Here is a 19072-nt window from a genome sequence, read left to right as displayed (position 1 = left end):
GCTTTACAGCTTTTAATCATTTATTTTGTCTCATTCTATACTGATCAGTTTTAACTTGCATTGATATTAAAAACTCAAATTTCTGCTCTGCAACCAGTACCACATATTTAGTGAAGACCGAATTTTCATGATTTATGTTTCTGCAACTTTCTGCAAATCAGGGTTAAACAGCGCATCCGACGAAATATCGCTGTATTCCTGCCTTCAGCATGTTTTAAACTAAAACAAATATTTTCCGTGAGTAAGCCATCAGTGATCGAACTTCAGCAAAAAAAGCACAGTGAAAAAGTCATACTGGTCAGCGTTGCTGTGCAAATGCTCGAAGATCTCGACACAGAAGAATTTGCCCTTCTTGCACATTCAGCAGGTGCTGACATTCTTCAGCATCTACATATTCAGAGAAACCGTCCAGATTCGCGGTTTTTCATCGGTTCAGGTAAAGCCGATGAAATTGCAGAGCTTGTTTCTGAACTGGAAGCTGAACTGGTGATCTTTGATCATACACTGACGCCCTCCCAGGAACGGAACCTGGAAAGAATCCTGAAATGCCGTGTAATAGACCGCACAGGACTGATTCTGGATATTTTTGCGCAACGTGCAAGAACACATGAAGGGAAGCTTCAGGTTGAACTGGCTCAGCTGGATCATCTGGCTTCACGCCTGGTCCGTGGCCGCAGCAATCTGGACAGTCAGAAAGGTGGTATCGGTCTGCGTGGTCCAGGTGAAACCCTGCTGGAAACAGACCGTCGTTTACTGCGTATCCGCATGGGACAGCTGAAAGACAAACTTGAAAAAGTCCGTCTGACCCGTATTCAGGGACGTGCTGCCCGACAGAAAGCCGCTGTTCCGACAGTGTCACTGGTCGGTTATACCAACGCAGGAAAATCCACCCTGTTCAATATTCTTGCAGGCTCAGATGTTTATGCAGCCGATCAGCTGTTTGCCACACTGGATCCAACCCTGAGACGGCTCGACTGGGATGGAATCGGGGCACTGGTACTGGCAGATACTGTTGGATTTGTCCGCAATCTGGCACACTCCCTGGTCGAATCATTTAAAGCGACTCTAGAAGAAACACTTGAAGCGACACTGCTTTTACATGTCATTGATTCCAGCTCGCCCGATATGATGGAACAGATTGAAGCCGTTGAAAAAGTATTAAAGGAAATTGGAGCTGATGCCCCTGTTCTTCAGGTCTATAACAAAATTGATGTTACGGGTGAAGATCCTAAAATTATTTATGCAGAACCAGACCGTCCAGGACGTGTCTATGTTTCTGCACATTCATCCCAGGGACTGAACCTGCTGAAACAGGCAGTTCAGGAATGCTTAACCGGACAGATTCAGAGTTTTGACCTGACCCTGAAACCGGCTTATGGAAAACTCCGCAATCAGTTATATGCCCTCAATGTCATTCGGACTGAAAGTTATGATGATGCCGGCAATTTACTGCTGAACGTCAGAATTTCTCCTCAGAAACTTGAACAGTTAATCCGCCAGGCTCACCTTCCAATGGAGGAAATACTGGGGAACAAAGCTGAATATTTCAAAAGACCACTTGAAGAATTTGAAATCAAAAGCTAAATCGGTTAAAACGTGATAAGTATAATTTTAACATCAGATCAAAAATGGACTGGATCAAAAATATCGACTGGACAGCCTGGATAGGTACAATCTCGCTGATTATTATTTTCCGCGAAGCATCTGTATGGATCATGGCACAGTTTCATCATCCAGAACTGGGCAATCTGGTCGGGTTGCTCAGCTTACTGTCTGTGCTTTTACTCTGGCGGAAATTCAGAAAAATTCCAGCCCGACTGGTGGACACCAACAATAAAATCATGAAAGAAAGTGCTTTTGCATTTTTACCCATCAGTGCAGGCTCACTGATCATGATGGTGCATATGGGTAAAGAAATTCCTGCATTTCTGCTTGTGCTGTGTATCAGCACACTCATCCCGTTATGGGTCTATGCAAAAATGGCAAAAAAGTGGTTATAGGAGAAGCACATGATCGCAGTTTTATATGGATTTCTCATCACCCTTGTTGCCTACCTGCTGGCTAAACCGCTGAACCGGTGTATTCCTCAGATTCCCATCATTGTTTTTGGCATGTTCTTTATTATTGCCCTGCTCTTTGTTTTCGGCATTCCCTATGAAAACTATATGAGTCAGGTCAATCCTGTCTTCAATAATCTGCTTGGATATGTCACCGTTGCCCTGGCCATACCACTGGCGGCCATGCGTTATGATGACCTGCCATTAAAAGCAATGGTCGGTATTCTGGTTTTTGCAAGTATCAGTGCTGTCGCCATTCCAATGGGGCTTGCATGGCTGCTGCACATGTCAGATGCATCCATCATGGCATTTGCAACACGGGCAGTCACCACTCCGATTGCCATCAATATCGCAACACTGCTGCATGCACCGATCAGCATGGCTATTCTGATTGTTATTCTTTCTGGCGTACTTGGTGCTGCATTTTCTCCGTGGATACTTCGTCATATCAACGATGAACGAGCTTCGGGACTTGCTTTAGGGCTTGCAGCTCATGCCATTGGAACAGCGCAGGCATGGCAGCGTGGCAGTGTTGCAGGGCGCTATGCAGCCTTTGGCATGGCGGTAAATGCGGTGTTCACTGCAATATGGCTGCCAACCTTCATACTGTATTTACAGAAAATGTGATTGATCAGTCACATGTAAACAGTTGTATAGTTTAAAAAATAATCCTAAGATGATTTTGGGGATTTTAAATTATCAGAAGGAACGTTCGGATGGGGAAGATTAAACTTGCTGCTGCAATTGTGTTTTCAGCGCTCAGTTGCACGGTTTTTGCTGAAGATATTTCGGGAACATGGAAAAATATTGATGACAAAACAGGTTCATCAAAAGCAATCCTGGAGATTCGCCGTGAGGCAAATGACACCTTTACTGCCAAAATTGTAAAGGTGACACCTCGTCCTGGTTATACACCAAGAGAGACCTGCGTAAACTGCCCTGCACCTTATACAGACAAACCTATTTTAGGACTGGATGTTCTTAAAGGACTTAAAGATACCGGCAATGGTAACTTCAGCGAAGGCAAAATCATTGATCCTTTATCCGGTAAAATTTACAGTACCAAAGCAAAGCTCAGCAACAATGGAAAACGTCTGACTTTACGCGGTTATGTCGGTGTATCTGCGCTGGGTCGCAGCCAGACCTGGATCAAAAGCGATTAAAAATAATCAAGAGTCACCTGTGTGTGGCTCTTTTTATTTCAGCCACATAATTTTTTAAAAAGGTGATCTTTAGCAGGAAATTATGTTGACTATTTAACCAACAGGCATAATATAGTGATAAATATTAAATAATTAAATAACACAATCAAAGGAACTGATATGAAAAAAAATATATTCCTGGCTGGGGTAGCCGGTCTGATTTTAAGTGGGAACCTTTTTGCTGCAGACCTGACAGGTATATGGCAGCAGATTGACGATAAAACCGGCTCACCCAAAGCACTGATTCAGATTTCCAAAGACAGTAACGGTACATTCAGTGGCAAAATTACCAAAATCACCCCTCGACCTGGTTACACGCCTCGGGAGACTTGTGTAAACTGCCCAGCACCTTATACCAATAAACCCATCCTTGGGCTTGAAGTATTTAAGGGGCTGAAACTCGAAGGTGAAAACAGTTATGATGACGGTCGTATTCTGGATCCGCTTTCAGGCAAAACATACAGCCTGAAAGGTAAACTTTCTCAGAATGGAAAGCGTCTGCATTTAAGGGGATATGTCGGTATCGCTGCAATTGGACGCACTCAGATCTGGATCCGTCAGGAATAATTCATCTTTGGCACGTTTCAACATGATTTAAAGCTAATTTATAATTCCGGGGAATTTAAGCTACTCATGATTAAACAGTTCAAATTTATATCAGCAATATGTTTTGCTGCAGCCTGCAGCTCAGCATCTGCAGAAGATATTTCTGGGGTATGGCAACAGATTGATGATAAAACTGGAGCAGCCAAAGCCATTATTGAGATTAAAAAAGAATCCAATAATACATTCACAGGCACGATTGTAAAAGTGACACCACGTCCGGGTTATACCCCACGTGAAACCTGTTACAAGTGCCCTGCTCCTTATACCAATCAGCCGATTTTAGGAATGGAGATTCTGAAAGGTCTGCAGCATGTCAGCGGTACTGACAATTATGAAAAAGGTCGGATTATGGACCCACTTTCAGGCAAGCTGTACGATGCCAAAATGCGTCTGAATGCATCAGGAAAACGTCTGACTTTACGTGCCTATATGGGTGTTTCAACCCTGGGGCGTAATCAGACCTGGATCCGCAGAGATTAATATTTTCCTTTCTGAAATAAAAAAGCCACTTCAAGTGGCTTTTTTATGGTCTGTTTCACATCACAGGATTAGGTACGCTGAACGATTGTCTGTCCTCAAGGCGATAGGCAATCAGCTTATGCCCCCAGACACAGCCGCCATCAACATTCTGTATGTTCGGACTGATAGTTTTTCCTTCCAGTGCAGCCCAATGCCCAAAAATGACCTGATGAGTTTCTGCTGCCTGTGATGGATACTCAAACCACGGCTGAAATCCTTCCGGCATAGGCTCATCCAGTGCATCCTTGAAACTGAATTCCAGCCGCCCCACTGCGTCACTTAAACGCATACGGGTCAGATAGTTGGTAATACAGCGCAAGCGGGCATTCCCTGTCAGATCTTCAGACCAGAGATCAGGCTCTGTGCCATACATCTCTTTCAGAAATTCATCCATCACTTCAAAATCGTCATGTCCAATCACTGCTTCCACTTCTTTCGCCAGGAGCGCTGTCTGTGCAGCAGTCCAGATATTCGGCACACCAGCATGCGTCAGAATGGTCTGTTCATTCGGAAATAAACATAAAGGCTGATGACGTAACCACTCAATCAGATCATCACTTTCCAGCGCATGAATCACATCATCTATACGGTCTTTATCTTTGAGTTTTTTAATACCCCGTGCCACGGCAAGCAAATTTAAATCATGATTGCCCAGCACTGTAGCAGCCACATTTCTGTCGACCAGTTTTTTAATGAAACGGATAGCTCCGACAGAGTTTTCACCACGGGCAACCAGATCACCTGCAAACCAGATAAAATCCTGATCTGCATCAAACTGAATTTCCTTAAGTAAGGCTTTCAGCGCTTCAAAACAGCCCTGAACATCGCCTATTACGTAGTTATAACGAATATCTGAACGGTTCATATCCTGCGCCATTTAAGCCACCATCTGATCGGATAATGCAACAAACTGAGCCAGTGTCAGCGTTTCTGGACGTGCCATCGGATCTACACCCGCATTTTCAAAACCTTCTTCAACCAGCATACCTTTTAAGCTGTTGCGCAAAGTTTTACGACGCTGAGTAAACACATGCGAAACCAGACGTGCCAGTGCTTTTTCATTTTTTGCCACAATCGGTTTAACCGCATATGGCTCTAAACGGAACACCGCAGAAGTGACTTTAGGAGGTGGATTGAACGATCCTGGTGGTACTTCGAACAGGAAAGTCGGTTTACAGTAGTACTGAATCATCACAGACAGGCGACCATATTCTTTCGTATTCGGATCGGCGGTGATGCGGTCAACCACTTCTTTTTGCAGCATGAAATGCATGTCTTTCACTTTGTCACCAAACTCCAAGAGATGGAACAGAAGTGGTGTCGAGATGTTATACGGCAGGTTCCCCACTACACGCAGCGGACGCCCTTCCTGAAACAGCTCAGTAAAATCATATTTCAGTGCATCAGTTTCCACGATGGTCAGACGTTCAGGATGCGGTACACGACCAGGTAAACCTGCTGCAAGATCACGGTCAAGCTCAACCACCGTCAGCGCCTCACACTCACCAATCAAAGGTGAGGTCAGTGCCGCAAGACCAGGACCAATTTCGACAATATTGTCGCCAGAGCGAGGATTTACAGAACGTACAATTTTGGCAATTACACGCTGGTCATGCAAAAAGTTCTGACCAAAACGCTTACGCGTATGATGCCCTTCATCTTTTGGGTTTAAGGCATTAATCTGATACATAAAAGAGTTTCCAACGTGTATTAATTGCGGGCAAGTTCAAGTGCTAAATCCACTGCCACATGCAGACTTGAACTTTTAGCCAGACCAGTACCTGCAAGGGAGAGAGCAGTACCATGGTCAACAGAAGTACGAATAAAAGGTAAACCTAAAGTGATGTTGATTGCTTCACCAAAGCCCTGCGATTTTAACACAGGTAATCCCTGATCGTGATACATCGCAAGTACCGCATCAGCATCTTTTAAATGCTCAGGGGTAAATAAAGTATCCGCAGGCAGACTCAGACTCATATCAACACCCTGATTACGATAACTTTCAAGTACAGGATTGACTGTATCAATTTCTTCATGTCCAAGATAACCACCCTCTCCTGCATGGGGGTTCAGACCACAGACCAGAATACGGGGATGTTCTTTTTTAAATTTACTTTTTAAATCATGAAGCAGAATATCAATGACCTGATGAAGACGCTCTTTTGTAATGGCATCCGCAACTTCACGTAAAGGTAAATGCGTAGTCGCCAGTGCAACCCGTAAAGTTCTGGTTGCCAGCATCATGACCACACGCTCGATACCTGCAAACTCCTGATAATATTCAGTATGTCCACTGAAATGAATGCCGGCATCATTAATTACAGACTTCTGTACAGGTGCTGTTGCAACACCGACACTCTGTCCCTGCATTGCATAATATGCAGAGCGGCGCAGCTGTTCCAGTACATAGGCTGAATTTTCAGGATTCAGCTGACCCAGCACCACATCATGATTTAATGGTACATGTTCAACATATAACTGCCCTGTTGCAGATGACTCAGACTGCCCTTGATATTCCACGAGCTGCACATTCATTTTCAATACGCGGGCGCGGTCATGCAGCATATGAATATCCGCCAGCACAACAAGTGGGCGTTCATCCACACGATCCGACAGGCTTAAGCAGATGTCAGGACCAATCCCTGCTGGTTCACCACTGGTGATATATAAAGGCAGCATAGAAGAACTCTTAAATTAGCACTGATCACCATTATACAGCCTCAACCAGATAAATCTGTGCTTCTGTTCACAGGATCAGCAGTAAACATCCGTAAAATCTTAATGTCCTGTTTCCCCTGATTCATTTACTCATTCAATCACATAAAACCTGTGCTTAGTCTGTGACAAAGAAACGGTTCCATTTCAAAAACCAGGCAATACAACTCACTGAATAATTTTTTATAGTCATAAAACTCTTATATTTTTCATCTTTTCCTGTTCAATATTTTTCTTATTTTCCATCTGTGAATATGTGGTTATTCACATAATTTACCACTTTAGCTCAATCAGAATTAAAAATATGCACCCCTTTCACAAACCTGAAAACTGCTTTAGAATACGGCGCTTGAAATACTGCATTTCTATTGTGATTTTATCTGATTTCAGGTAGAATTCGCTCTCCTTTTGTTTGGACAGATTCCATAGTCCAAACCAACTATAATAGGTAGTGGTTTAATGAAAACTCTCAGCGCTAAGCCTGCTGAAGTTCAACACGACTGGTACGTTGTTGATGCTTCTGGCAAAACTTTAGGTCGCCTTGCGACTGAAATCGCTCGTCGTTTACGCGGTAAGCACAAGACATCTTATACTCCTCACGTAGACACTGGCGATTATATCGTTGTGATCAATGCTGAAGAAATTCAAGTGACTGGTAAAAAAGCGCTTGATAAAAAATACTATCGCCACACTGGCTTCCCTGGTGGTATCCGTGAGACTAACTTCGAGAAGTTAATTGCTCACAAACCTGAAGCAGTTTTAGAAAAAGCTGTAAAAGGTATGTTACCAAAAGGTCCTCTTGGTTATGCAATGATCAAGAAAATGAAAGTGTATGCAGGTACAGAGCATCCACATGCTGCTCAACAGCCACAAGTTTTGGACATCTAAGGGATACAGCACATGGCTACTAATTATGGTACAGGTCGCCGTAAGACCGCAACTGCACGTGTTTTCTTGTCAGCTGGTACAGGCAAACTCGTAATCAACAACCGTACTCTTGAACAGTACTTCGGTCGTGAAACAGCTCGTATGGTTGTTCGTCAACCGCTTGAGCTTTTAGAAGTTACTGAAAAATATGACCTTTACATCACTGTTGCTGGTGGTGGTATCGGTGGTCAGGCTGGCGCAATCCGTCACGGTATTACTCGTGCACTGATCGCTTCTGACGAAACTTTAAAACCTGCTCTTCGTCAAGCTGGTTTCGTTACTCGTGATGCTCGTGAAGTTGAACGTAAGAAACTTGGTTTACGTAAAGCTCGTAAACGTCCTCAATTCTCTAAACGTTAATCCGTTTACCGAATCGGACAGAAAACCTGGCTTATGCCAGGTTTTTTTATACGTAAAATCCACCTTCAGTATTGCTCTTCAACTTTACAGAAGCTATCACGAATATCTCATAATAAATCTTCCGCATAACCATCGGTCTTTATATTGATTAAAACCAGGAAAACTCTCACATAAGCATTAAAAGTGCCCGTGATTTTATTGTCTAAGTTTAGTATCCTAACCTATTCCATATTGCCTTGTTTTCAGGATTTATGTCAGTCGAAAATACTCATTTACAAGGGATCACGCTGTACAGTCATGCGGATGACTTCCGCTCACACTGGATTCGCTATATCCTTGCTGAAAAACAGATTAAATATAATCTGATTATTGTAGATGAGGATGATGAAGATCTAAGCTCACTCAACCCCTACAATCAGCTACCCATGCTTGTTGAAAATGAATTGAAGCTTTACCGCACTGATATCATTTCTGAATATATTGATGACCGCTATCGTCAGAACAAGCTTTATGCTGATGCACCGGTTGCAAGAGCCGAACAGCGTCAGTACATCTGGCGTTTTAATCAGGACTGGTTGAAAATGGCAGACCTGATCCTCTGTCACCCAGACACACTGAATGAAACAGCAAAACAACAGGCACAGAAACAACTCAGAGATACGCTTATCTCTCTGACACCACTGTTTCAGCATTATCCCTATTTTATGTCAGAACATTTCACCATTATTGACTGTATGCTTGCCCCAGTATTTATACGTTTAAAAACCATGGGAATTGAGCTCCCTGCACAGCATTGCCGTCCAGTTTATCTATACTTTCAACGTATATTCAGCCGTCCTGCATTTATTAAATCTCTCACTTTGCAGGAAAAAAACAGATACAGCGAATTTCTTCCAAATCAATAGAGCTACCATTATGTCCGAACCTGAATTAAATCTGACCCCTACCCGCCCATACATGGCGCGCGCAATTTATGAATGGATTCTTGATAACAACCTGACACCACACATCCTGGTTGATGCAACACAACCTCATACCAGTGTTCCAGAACAGTTTGTTCAGGATGGTCAGATTGTGCTGAATATTGCCCCGCATGCTGTACAGGCATTCCACATGAGCAATGAAGCCATCAGTTTTTCTGCCCGGTTTGGTGGTGTTTCACGTGATCTGTATATTCCCGTTTATGCATTAATGGGACTATATGCACGTGAAAATGGACAAGGACTGTTCTTTGATCCAGCTGAATATGAAGATATCAAAATAGACACAGATAGATTACAATCCGCAGCAACAGAAAAAACTGATACACCAAAGAAAAAACCGGGGTTACGAATCCTGGACTAAAATAACTTAGGAGAGTTGCATGGCTTTTGATTTAGTACAATATTTTGCTGAGCAGATTAAACTTCAAAAGCCCCAGCTTTTTAATCAGTATCCAGCGCAGGAAAAAAACCAGTTTATCTCTGAAATCAATGCACTGACACTTGGAAAACTGATTACATTAATACAGGAAAATGAAAGTTCTATTTATCAGGAAATCCAGAACCAGGATGCTTTATATATCCAGGAAATTTCCAGACATTTAACAACTTCAGCACATAATCAGTCAGAACTGAATAAATCTGAACTTGAATCAGCGATTACAGAAATGCTGTCCCTTCAGCTAAATGAAATCAAGCAACTCGACACAACAGGCAGTCTAGGTCACTCCGGTGTAAAAGAATTGCTGATTGGACAGATTGAACATCTTTCTGGTTATGCAGAAGACTGGGTTTGGTCAACAAACAACCTGTTAGAGCTAAAAGGTTCTAAACCTCTGATTCAGGAAGATATATCATTAGACGAAACGATGAAGGAATTTAATCTTATGGTACATCAACAACAGACTGACCACGCAGCAGCTTCAGACCAGGCTATCGAGGCGAACACATCCATTCCAGCATGGGCTAAAATCGCTGAACCATTGGTGGCTTTAGTCATTCTATGGATTCTTTATCAAGCAGCCACTCAAATGTTTAGCTGATCCAGTTGAATAAAAAAAACCACCTGATCCAGGTGGTTTTTTTTATTTAACCCTTTAAAGCTACTCTCACCAGTAAATTACTGTGTAATTTTTTGTAAATAAAATTTACAGAACTCTATTTTTTACATTTTGTTACTTTTGCCAAAACTTCCAACCTGGTCATTTTTCACTCACACTCAATCATATTTTCATAAACAAAATGAAGAATGCATCACATTAAAATCAACAAAAAATACCATCTATTCAATAAAAACTAGCCTTAATTTTAAACCTGAATTAATTCGATTGATTAATTTTGTGCTCAGTATTTAGAATGAAGCTAACTTGTTAACTACACAACAAAACAAGTCAAAAATTAAAATTCAACCACTTTATAACGACAAAAGGCGAGAAAACTATGGCTAAAGTATCATTAGAAACACTGACAAGCATTGATGGCTTCGTTGCAGCAGCATTAGTGGATGGGGAAAGTGGTTTGGCACTTGCAACACAGGGTGGCGGTGGAATTGATCTTGAACTGGCAGCTGCCGGAAATACCGAAGTGGTCCGATCCAAGCGCCGTGTAGCAAATGCATTGAATCTGAATGACAGTATTGTTGATATCCTGATCACGTTGGGCAAACAGTACCATCTGATTCGCCCACTTGAAAACAACGAAAATGTTTTCCTGTACCTGGTCCTGGATCGCGCTAAAGCAAATCTTGCTATGGCTCGTCACGAACTCAAAGCATTCGAGAAAAGCCTGGACTTCTCTTGATTAATATTCTGAAAGCCCTTTATATCAATTGAATATAAAGGGCTTTTTATTCCCTGCCAATCAAAAAAGTACCATGTATTTACAGAGAAAATTATGAGTAAGCAATATATCAATATTGCGATTGCAGGACTCAGCCTCTCTCATTCCGAAGAGCTGAAAAACCAGTTACGCAATATGATACCTCAGGATTATATAATTAAATGGATAACCGCAACTGATCCTAATATTGACTGCCTTTTTATTCATGAAACATTTTATGAAACCGAGGGTATTCAAAGAATAATTAATAAAAAATGTTTCCCTTGGCTAAAAATTACAAAACATCATCAGCAACAACAATTAACCAATAATGTATTAAATTTTCCGGTAAACAATCATGATGAGCTATCTCAATGGATCAATCATCACGTTCTGAATCAGGAACAGATACCTGAAGCTGAAACTGTAAATCATATTGAAGCACATGAAATAGATGAAGAATATCTGAGTGAAGTACTTAATCCTGAAAACCATGCAAAACTGCATCTGTTTGATGCGTATGGCTCCATAGGGATAGCTAAACCAGATCTGAATACAATATGGATCATTCCAGAGCGTAAAAAGACAGGGACTGACTCATCCTTTTCATATGATCTGGCGAATACAGATGATTTTATGAAAATCTACCGTAAGGAAAAATATATCTTACAGGACTGGTTATGGAATTTTTACTGGAATTCACCTGAACTACTGAAAATGATTGCCCCTGACGATGGCCATTTTAAAATTTTAAGCTGGCCTAAACCGGGTGATATACAAAATAAGAAACTGATTTTCCAGCTTTCAGCTGTTTTTATACAGGGAGCAAAAATTTCAAAAATTGCAGATCATTTTAATATTTCACAGCAGCTGATTATCCGCTTTATTGCAACAAACCTGGCAATGAATAATGCAGTAAAAATTAATATATGGGATAAACATTTCACCCCACCAACTCCTGAAGTTCAAGATAAAAAAGATGATCAAAGTTTAATAAAAAGTTTTTTTGGAAAAATACGGAAGAAATTTGGATTCTAAGGAGTATCTATGATTTTACAACAATATAAAATTGTTTTTGCTGGCACCATGGGTGCAGGAAAAACCGAAGCTATCCGATCACTTTCAGATATCCCTGTCCTTCTGACGGAAGCATTTAACACGGATACTCAAAGTCACCAGAAAATGGAAACAACCGTTGGTATTGATTATGGCGAAGTAACGCTTGAGGATGGTGTAAAAATTGGTCTTTATGGTACTCCTGGACAAAGTCGATTTGACTTTATCTGGTCAGTCATCTGTAAAGGTGCAATTGGTGCAATCATTTTAATTGATCACAGCATCGAAAATCCTCTGCATGAGCTTGAAAACTACTTAGATACGTTCCAGAACTATACAGACAACATCGCTATTGGGATTACCCATACTGACCTTGAATCAAAACACTCAACCAATATTTATAAAAACTGGCTGGTTCAACAAGAACTGTTCTCTCCTTTATTTTTCATTGATGCGCGTAAAAAAGAAGACGTTCTCCTTTTACTCGAAGCTTTAATCACTTCAGTTGAAGTTAACCATAACATTACAACTTAGGAGCTATACCCATGTTTGCACTGAAAAATAAACTGCGGAATGCGCCAATTGAACTGATTCAGCAAGCAAAATCAGAAATTGAAGAAATCATCAGAAATGTCAGGGGGATCAATTTCATTATGCTGTGTTCTACAGATGGTTTTGAACTGGCATCCATTCATAAAAAGGATATTTACAATAACAGTAAACTTGCTGCAGTATGTAGTTCAATCCTGGCTATGGTTGCTGCATTTATGCAGGAAATTCACCTTGATGGCTGTCAGACCATTACTTTGGATGCGGATAATGGTAAAGCCATTTTAACATCGGTAAACTCTGCAAATCACCCAATGATTATTGTTGCGCTCGCAGATAAGGATATTCTGTTAGGACAGTTACTATATTCACTGAAGACAGCCAGCAGTAACATCCGGTCGCATGCTGAAGCATTTCAGCCTACCTGATCCTTTATATCTTTTCACTGGACAATAAAAAAAACCCCCGCAGTATTGACTGCGGGGGTTTTTAGAATAATGAGCTGGCGATGACTTACTCTCACATGGGTAACCCCACACTACCATCAGCGCAAAGAGGTTTCACTTCTGAGTTCGGGAAGGGATCAGGTGGTTCACTCTTGCTATTGTCGCCAGCACAACTGTTTATGGATACTTGCTTTGGTCTTATTTAGATGCCAATGCTTTTTCCAAATGAGTTATTAACAGCTCTATCTGAGTTGGAACATTGTCATACTGTTGCGATTCTGAATCAAGTCATTCTGATGAATATCGAATCAACTGAGCTTCATACAACAACTGTTTGGGTGTTGTATAGTCAAGCCTCACGAGCAATTAGTACTGGTCAGCTTCACACGTCACCGTGCTTCCACATCCAGCCTATCAACGTCGTAGTCTTCAACGGCTCTTTAGAGGACATAAAGTCCTAGGGAAATCTTATCTTGAGGTAGGCTTCCCGCTTAGATGCTTTCAGCGGTTATCCCTTCCGAACATAGCTACCCGGCGATGCGACTGGCGTCACAACCGGTACACCAGAGGTTCGTCCACTCTGGTCCTCTCGTACTAGGAGCAGATCCTCTCAAATTTCCAGCGCCCACGGTAGATAGGGACCGAACTGTCTCACGACGTTCTAAACCCAGCTCGCGTACCTCTTTAAATGGCGAACAGCCATACCCTTGGGACCTGCTTCAGCCCCAGGATGAGATGAGCCGACATCGAGGTGCCAAACACCGCCGTCGATATGAACTCTTGGGCGGTATCAGCCTGTTATCCCCAGAGTACCTTTTATCCGTTGAGCGATGGCCCTTCCATACAGAACCACCGGATCACTAAGACCTACTTTCGTACCTGCTCGACTTGTGGGTCTCGCAGTTAAGCGCGCTTTTGCCTTTATACTCTACGCGTGATTTCCGACCACGCTGAGCGCACCTTCGTACTCCTCCGTTACTCTTTAGGAGGAGACCGCCCCAGTCAAACTACCCACCAGACATGGTCCTCGTCCCGGATAACGGGACAGAGTTAGAACCTCAATATTACCAGGGTGGTATTTCAAGGATGGCTCCATAGCAACTGGCGTCACTACTTCAAAGCCTCCCACCTATCCTACACAGGTAAGATCAAAGTTCAATGTCAAGCTGCAGTAAAGGTTCACGGGGTCTTTCCGTCTAGCCGCGGGTACACCGCATCTTCACGGCGAATTCGATTTCACTGAGCCTCTGCTGGAGACAGCGCCCCCATCATTATGCCATTCGTGCAGGTCGGAACTTACCCGACAAGGAATTTCGCTACCTTAGGACCGTTATAGTTACGGCCGCCGTTTACTGGGGCTTCGATCAAGAGCTTCGCTTACGCTAACCCCATCAATTAACCTTCCAGCACCGGGCAGGCATCACACCCTATACGTCCACTTTCGTGTTTGCAGAGTGCTATGTTTTTAATAAACAGTTGCAGGGGCCTGGTTTCTGTGGCTGCTGGCCGCTCAGGGAGTAAATCCCATCACCGCCGGCAGCGTACCTTCTCCCGAAGTTACGGTACCATTTTGCCTAGTTCCTTCAGCAGAGTTCTCTCAAGCGCTTTGGTCTACTCGACCTGACCACCTGTGTCGGTTTCGGGTACGATTCCTGTGTAACTGAAGCTTAGAGACTTTTCCTGGAAGTATGGTATCAGCCACTTCACTGTACAAGTACAGCTTGCTATCAGATCTCAGCATAGAGTACCCCGGATTTGCCTAAGATACATGCCTACATCCTTCCACCTGGACAACCAACGCCAGGCTGACTTAACCTTCTCCGTCCTCTCATCGCATTACACACAAGTACTGGAATATTAACCAGTTTCCCATCGACTACGCCTCTCGGCCTCGCCTTAGGGGTCGACTCACCCAGCCCCGATTAACGTTGGACTGGAACCCTTGGTCTTTCAGCGAACGGGTTTTTCACCCGTTTTGTCGTTACTCACGTCAGCATTCGCACTTCTGATACCTCCAGCAGACTTCTCAATCCACCTTCATCGGCTTACAGAACGCTCCCCTACCACTTGCAATAAATTGCAAATCCGCAGCTTCGGCATATAGTTTTAGCCCCGTTACATCTTCCGCGCAGGCCGACTCGACTAGTGAGCTATTACGCTTTCTTTAAAGGGTGGCTGCTTCTAAGCCAACCTCCTAGCTGTCTATGCCTTCCCACATCGTTTCCCACTTAACTATAATTTTGGGGCCTTAGCTGGCGGTCTGGATTGTTTTCCTCTTGACTACGGACGTTAGCACCCGCAGTCTGTCTCCCGGATAGTACTCATTGGTATTCGGAGTTTGCATCGGTTTGGTAAGTCGGGATGACCCCCTAGCCGAAACAGTGCTCTACCCCCAATGGTATTCGTCCGAGGCGCTACCTAAATAGCTTTCGGGGAGAACCAGCTATCACCGAGTTTGATTAGCCTTTCACCCCTATCCACAAGTCATCCCCTGGCTTTTCAACGACAGTGGGTTCGGTCCTCCAGTTAGTGTTACCCAACCTTCAACCTGCTCATGGATAGATCACCCGGTTTCGGGTCTACACCCAGCAACTGAACGCCCTATTAAGACTCGGTTTCCCTACGGCTCCCCTATACGGTTAACCTTGCTACTGAATGTAAGTCGCTGACCCATTATACAAAAGGTACGCAGTCACCGAACAAGTCGGCTCCCACTGCTTGTATGCATGCGGTTTCAGGATCTGTTTCACTCCCCTCACAGGGGTTCTTTTCGCCTTTCCCTCACGGTACTGGTTCACTATCGGTCAGTCAGGAGTATTTAGCCTTGGAGGATGGTCCCCCCATATTCAGACAAGGTTTCACGTGCCTCGCCCTACTCGACATCATCATATAAGCCCTTTCGCGTACAGGACTATCACCTACTATGGTTGCACTTCCCAGAGCATTCCACTAAAGCTTATATGACTTAATGGGCTGTTCCCCGTTCGCTCGCCGCTACTGAGGGAATCTCAATTGATTTCTTTTCCTAAGGGTACTGAGATGTTTCACTTCCCCTCGTTCGCCTCGCAACACTATGTATTCATGTTACGATACCTGCCTTATAGCAGGTGGGTTTCCCCATTCAGAAATCTCCGGATCAAAGGATATTTGCCGCCTCCCCGGAGCTTATCGCAGGCTATTACGTCTTTCATCGCCTCTGACTGCCAAGGCATCCACCACATGCACTTAATTACTTGACTATACAACCCCAAACAGTCGTTCATCCCTACAAGTAGGATGAGCAACAGATCGCGACGATTTCTCATCACTCTCATACAGTTGGCGTCTGTGAAATTAATCACTGTACAGCTTCAATTAGATTCATATACCAAAACGCTTGATTCAGTTTAATCGCTAGTTTCTCATTTCTTGTAGTTGCCTACTTGAAACGAGTATGAACAATTTATTTCAACTCAAATATATGCTGTTAATGATTAACTACCGCCTCGTCAGCAGGTAGCAAACTGTGATAAATCACAGAACTTAATAAACTGAAATCAGATGATGTCATATTCACTAAATTCTATAATTCAGAACTTCACTTAATGTGATGGTGGAGACTAGGAGAGTCGAACTCCTGACCTCCTGCGTGCAAAGCAGGCGCTCTACCAACTAAGCTAAGTCCCCAGTTAAGATCCCGATATATCTGTTTCTGTGCTGATTCGTCAGAATGGTGGGTCTGACAAGACTTGAACTTGTGACCCCACGCTTATCAAGCGTGTGCTCTAACCAACTGAGCTACAGACCCTCAGATACATCAATGAAGAACAACTTGTTGTGGATTCTTACCAATCGTCAATCTTTCGTTAAGGAGGTGATCCAGCCGCAGGTTCCCCTACGGCTACCTTGTTACGACTTCACCCCAGTCGTCGGCCACACCGTGGTAAGCGTCCTCCTTACGGTTAGACTACCTACTTCTGGTGCAACAAACTCCCATGGTGTGACGGGCGGTGTGTACAAGGCCCGGGAACGTATTCACCGCGGCATTCTGATCCGCGATTACTAGCGATTCCGACTTCATGGAGTCGAGTTGCAGACTCCAATCCGGACTACGATCGGCTTTTTGAGATTAGCATCCTATCGCTAGGTAGCAACCCTTTGTACCGACCATTGTAGCACGTGTGTAGCCCTGGTCGTAAGGGCCATGATGACTTGACGTCGTCCCCGCCTTCCTCCAGTTTGTCACTGGCAGTATCCTTAAAGTTCCCACCCGAAGTGCTGGCAAATAAGGAAAAGGGTTGCGCTCGTTGCGGGACTTAACCCAACATCTCACGACACGAGCTGACGACAGCCATGCAGCACCTGTATGTAAGTTCCCGAAGGCACCAATCCATCTCTGGAAAGTTCTTACTATGTCAAGACCAGGTAAGGTTCTTCGCGTTGCATCGAATTAAACCACATGCTCCACCGCTTGTGCGGGCCCCCGTCAATTCATTTGAGTTTTAGTCTTGCGACCGTACTCCCCAGGCGGTCTACTTATCGCGTTAGCTGCGCCACTAAAGCCTCAAAGGCCCCAACGGCTAGTAGACATCGTTTACGGCATGGACTACCAGGGTATCTAATCCTGTTTGCTCCCCATGCTTTCGTACCTCAGCGTCAGTATTAGGCCAGATGGCTGCCTTCGCCATCGGTATTCCTCCAGATCTCTACGCATTTCACCGCTACACCTGGAATTCTACCATCCTCTCCCATACTCTAGCTTCCCAGTATCGAATGCAATTCCTAAGTTAAGCTCAGGGATTTCACATCCGACTTAAAAAGCCGCCTACGTACGCTTTACGCCCAGTAAATCCGATTAACGCTCGCACCCTCTGTATTACCGCGGCTGCTGGCACAGAGTTAGCCGGTGCTTATTCTGCGAGTAACGTCCACTATCCCTGGGTATTAACCAGAGTAGCCTCCTCCTCGCTTAAAGTGCTTTACAACCAAAAGGCCTTCTTCACACACGCGGCATGGCTGGATCAGGGTTCCCCCCATTGTCCAATATTCCCCACTGCTGCCTCCCGTAGGAGTCTGGGCCGTGTCTCAGTCCCAGTGTGGCGGATCATCCTCTCAGACCCGCTACAGATCGTCGCCTTGGTAGGCCTTTACCCCACCAACTAGCTAATCCGACTTAGGCTCATCTATTAGCGCAAGGTCTAATGATCCCCTGCTTTCCCCCGTAGGGCGTATGCGGTATTAGCATTCCTTTCGGAATGTTGTCCCCCACTAATAGGCAGATTCCTAAGCATTACTCACCCGTCCGCCGCTAAGATCAGTAGCAAGCTACATCTCTCCGCTCGACTTGCATGTGTTAAGCCTGCCGCCAGCGTTCAATCTGAGCCATGATCAAACTCTTCAGTTTAATACTTGCTAGCACCTTAAAGGGTGCCAATCTTGGCTCATCAATTTTCTGACAAATTCTCTCAAATAAACTTCGAGTAATTTAAACCATCAATCAATGAAAATAATTTCGATCGATCAATCAGTAAAAATCCACACAAGTTGTTCTTCATATTCTCTTAATGATCTTCTCGATGCTTCGTCAGCATCAAGCTAGGTCGGCTATATTACTCTGAATCTCTTCAAAGTCAACATGTAATGTAAATTATTTTAAACTTTCTTTCTAAAACCCAGCTTAACCATTCTATGCTAAGCCACTGTTTTATCAGAAGTTTTAATCTTCATCACCGCCGATGGATGTGCATTCTACAGCATTTCAGAGCAGACACAACCCCCTCAGACATCTTTTTTTTGTTTTTTATCTTGTTTGGTGGGTTTTTACACAATTTATCTTATTTATCTACATTTTTTAAGCA

Annotated in this window: 18 protein-coding genes, 2 tRNA genes and 3 rRNA genes; 15 read left to right on the top strand and 8 right to left on the bottom strand. The window is 43.7% G+C overall.

The annotated features are described in order from the left end of the window. The first annotated feature begins 315 nt into the window (after nucleotides 1-315). From hflX to CDG61_RS03730, 6 genes are all read left to right on the top strand, one after another. On the top strand, nucleotides 316-1584 hold the full coding sequence (hflX, locus tag CDG61_RS03755) for a ribosome rescue GTPase HflX (RefSeq protein WP_265936253.1): 1269 nt from the start codon (nucleotides 316-318) through the stop codon (nucleotides 1582-1584). 44 nt (nucleotides 1585-1628) lie between these two features. After that, nucleotides 1629-2000 (top strand): hypothetical protein, encoded by a 372-nt coding sequence (locus CDG61_RS03750; protein ID WP_087513811.1) that lies wholly within the window; start codon nucleotides 1629-1631, stop codon nucleotides 1998-2000. 9 nt (nucleotides 2001-2009) lie between these two features. After that, nucleotides 2010-2684, top strand: coding sequence for an LrgB family protein (locus CDG61_RS03745; RefSeq protein WP_087551606.1), 675 nt, complete (start codon nucleotides 2010-2012; stop codon nucleotides 2682-2684). 89 nt (nucleotides 2685-2773) lie between these two features. Further along, nucleotides 2774-3220 carry a DUF2147 domain-containing protein gene (locus tag CDG61_RS03740; RefSeq protein ID WP_087513813.1) on the top strand — a complete coding sequence of 149 codons (447 nt, stop codon included), beginning with the start codon at nucleotides 2774-2776 and terminating at the stop codon, nucleotides 3218-3220. Nucleotides 3221-3379: 159 nt separating this feature from the next. Next, nucleotides 3380-3826, top strand: coding sequence for a DUF2147 domain-containing protein (locus CDG61_RS03735; protein ID WP_087513814.1), 447 nt, complete (start codon nucleotides 3380-3382; stop codon nucleotides 3824-3826). A gap of 66 nt (nucleotides 3827-3892) precedes the next feature. Then, nucleotides 3893-4345 (top strand): DUF2147 domain-containing protein, encoded by a 453-nt coding sequence (locus CDG61_RS03730; RefSeq protein WP_087551607.1) that lies wholly within the window; start codon nucleotides 3893-3895, stop codon nucleotides 4343-4345. Between the two features lie 55 nt (nucleotides 4346-4400). On the opposite strand, the gene CDG61_RS03725 is transcribed toward CDG61_RS03730, so the two are convergent. From CDG61_RS03725 to pdxA, 3 genes are read right to left on the bottom strand one after another with little or no spacing between them, the layout of a single operon-like run. Next, complete coding sequence (locus CDG61_RS03725; protein WP_087551622.1) at nucleotides 4401-5249, bottom strand: symmetrical bis(5'-nucleosyl)-tetraphosphatase; 849 nt, start codon at nucleotides 5247-5249, stop codon at nucleotides 4401-4403. A 12-nt stretch (nucleotides 5250-5261) separates the two neighbouring features. Next, nucleotides 5262-6074, bottom strand: coding sequence for a 16S rRNA (adenine(1518)-N(6)/adenine(1519)-N(6))-dimethyltransferase RsmA (gene rsmA / locus CDG61_RS03720; RefSeq protein ID WP_087513816.1), 813 nt, complete (start codon nucleotides 6072-6074; stop codon nucleotides 5262-5264). Between the two features lie 20 nt (nucleotides 6075-6094). Next, nucleotides 6095-7063: a 4-hydroxythreonine-4-phosphate dehydrogenase PdxA gene (gene pdxA / locus CDG61_RS03715; protein ID WP_087551608.1), complete on the bottom strand. Its 969-nt coding sequence runs from the start codon at nucleotides 7061-7063 to the stop codon at nucleotides 6095-6097. A 495-nt stretch (nucleotides 7064-7558) separates the two neighbouring features. Here pdxA and rplM point away from each other — a divergent pair, with 495 nt between their 5' ends. The 9 genes from rplM (at nucleotide 7559) to CDG61_RS03670 (ending at nucleotide 13217) form a co-directional block, all read left to right on the top strand. Continuing rightward, nucleotides 7559-7987 (top strand): 50S ribosomal protein L13, encoded by a 429-nt coding sequence (gene rplM, locus CDG61_RS03710; RefSeq protein WP_004695096.1) that lies wholly within the window; start codon nucleotides 7559-7561, stop codon nucleotides 7985-7987. 12 nt (nucleotides 7988-7999) lie between these two features. Next, nucleotides 8000-8386: a 30S ribosomal protein S9 gene (gene rpsI / locus CDG61_RS03705; RefSeq protein ID WP_004695095.1), complete on the top strand. Its 387-nt coding sequence runs from the start codon at nucleotides 8000-8002 to the stop codon at nucleotides 8384-8386. 251 nt (nucleotides 8387-8637) lie between these two features. After that, nucleotides 8638-9291, top strand: a complete 654-nt coding sequence (locus tag CDG61_RS03700) for a glutathione S-transferase N-terminal domain-containing protein (RefSeq protein ID WP_087513818.1) — start codon at nucleotides 8638-8640, stop codon at nucleotides 9289-9291. 10 nt (nucleotides 9292-9301) lie between these two features. After that, complete coding sequence (locus tag CDG61_RS03695) at nucleotides 9302-9730, top strand: ClpXP protease specificity-enhancing factor (protein ID WP_087551609.1); 429 nt, start codon at nucleotides 9302-9304, stop codon at nucleotides 9728-9730. Between the two features lie 19 nt (nucleotides 9731-9749). Beyond that, nucleotides 9750-10409: a hypothetical protein gene (locus CDG61_RS03690; protein ID WP_087551610.1), complete on the top strand. Its 660-nt coding sequence runs from the start codon at nucleotides 9750-9752 to the stop codon at nucleotides 10407-10409. Between the two features lie 397 nt (nucleotides 10410-10806). Next, nucleotides 10807-11166 carry a hypothetical protein gene (locus CDG61_RS03685; protein WP_087513821.1) on the top strand — a complete coding sequence of 120 codons (360 nt, stop codon included), beginning with the start codon at nucleotides 10807-10809 and terminating at the stop codon, nucleotides 11164-11166. Between the two features lie 93 nt (nucleotides 11167-11259). Continuing rightward, complete coding sequence (locus CDG61_RS03680; protein ID WP_087551611.1) at nucleotides 11260-12222, top strand: hypothetical protein; 963 nt, start codon at nucleotides 11260-11262, stop codon at nucleotides 12220-12222. Nucleotides 12223-12231: 9 nt separating this feature from the next. Next, complete coding sequence (locus tag CDG61_RS03675) at nucleotides 12232-12774, top strand: GTP-binding protein (protein ID WP_087551612.1); 543 nt, start codon at nucleotides 12232-12234, stop codon at nucleotides 12772-12774. Nucleotides 12775-12785: 11 nt separating this feature from the next. Beyond that, nucleotides 12786-13217, top strand: coding sequence for a roadblock/LC7 domain-containing protein (locus tag CDG61_RS03670; RefSeq protein WP_087551613.1), 432 nt, complete (start codon nucleotides 12786-12788; stop codon nucleotides 13215-13217). Between the two features lie 72 nt (nucleotides 13218-13289). Here the strand turns inward: CDG61_RS03670 and rrf are convergent. From rrf to CDG61_RS03645, 5 genes are all read right to left on the bottom strand, one after another. Continuing rightward, nucleotides 13290-13404 (bottom strand): 5S ribosomal RNA (gene rrf / locus CDG61_RS03665). A gap of 176 nt (nucleotides 13405-13580) precedes the next feature. Continuing rightward, nucleotides 13581-16474: ribosomal RNA gene (locus CDG61_RS03660) — 23S ribosomal RNA — on the bottom strand. A gap of 351 nt (nucleotides 16475-16825) precedes the next feature. Then, a tRNA-Ala gene (locus CDG61_RS03655) sits at nucleotides 16826-16901 on the bottom strand. Nucleotides 16902-16945: 44 nt separating this feature from the next. Then, nucleotides 16946-17022: transfer RNA gene (locus tag CDG61_RS03650), tRNA-Ile, on the bottom strand. 59 nt (nucleotides 17023-17081) lie between these two features. Next, a 16S ribosomal RNA gene (locus tag CDG61_RS03645) occupies nucleotides 17082-18618 on the bottom strand. Together the 16S, 23S and 5S rRNA genes with 2 tRNA genes alongside form the textbook arrangement of a ribosomal RNA operon. Nucleotides 18619-19072 lie beyond the last annotated feature (454 nt).

It is taken from the genome of Acinetobacter sp. WCHAc010052 (genome assembly GCF_002165295.2).
Lineage (GTDB): Bacteria > Pseudomonadota > Gammaproteobacteria > Pseudomonadales > Moraxellaceae > Acinetobacter > Acinetobacter chinensis.
Note: the sequence above shows the minus strand (reverse complement) of the source record. Positions and strands in the feature narration are given on the sequence as shown.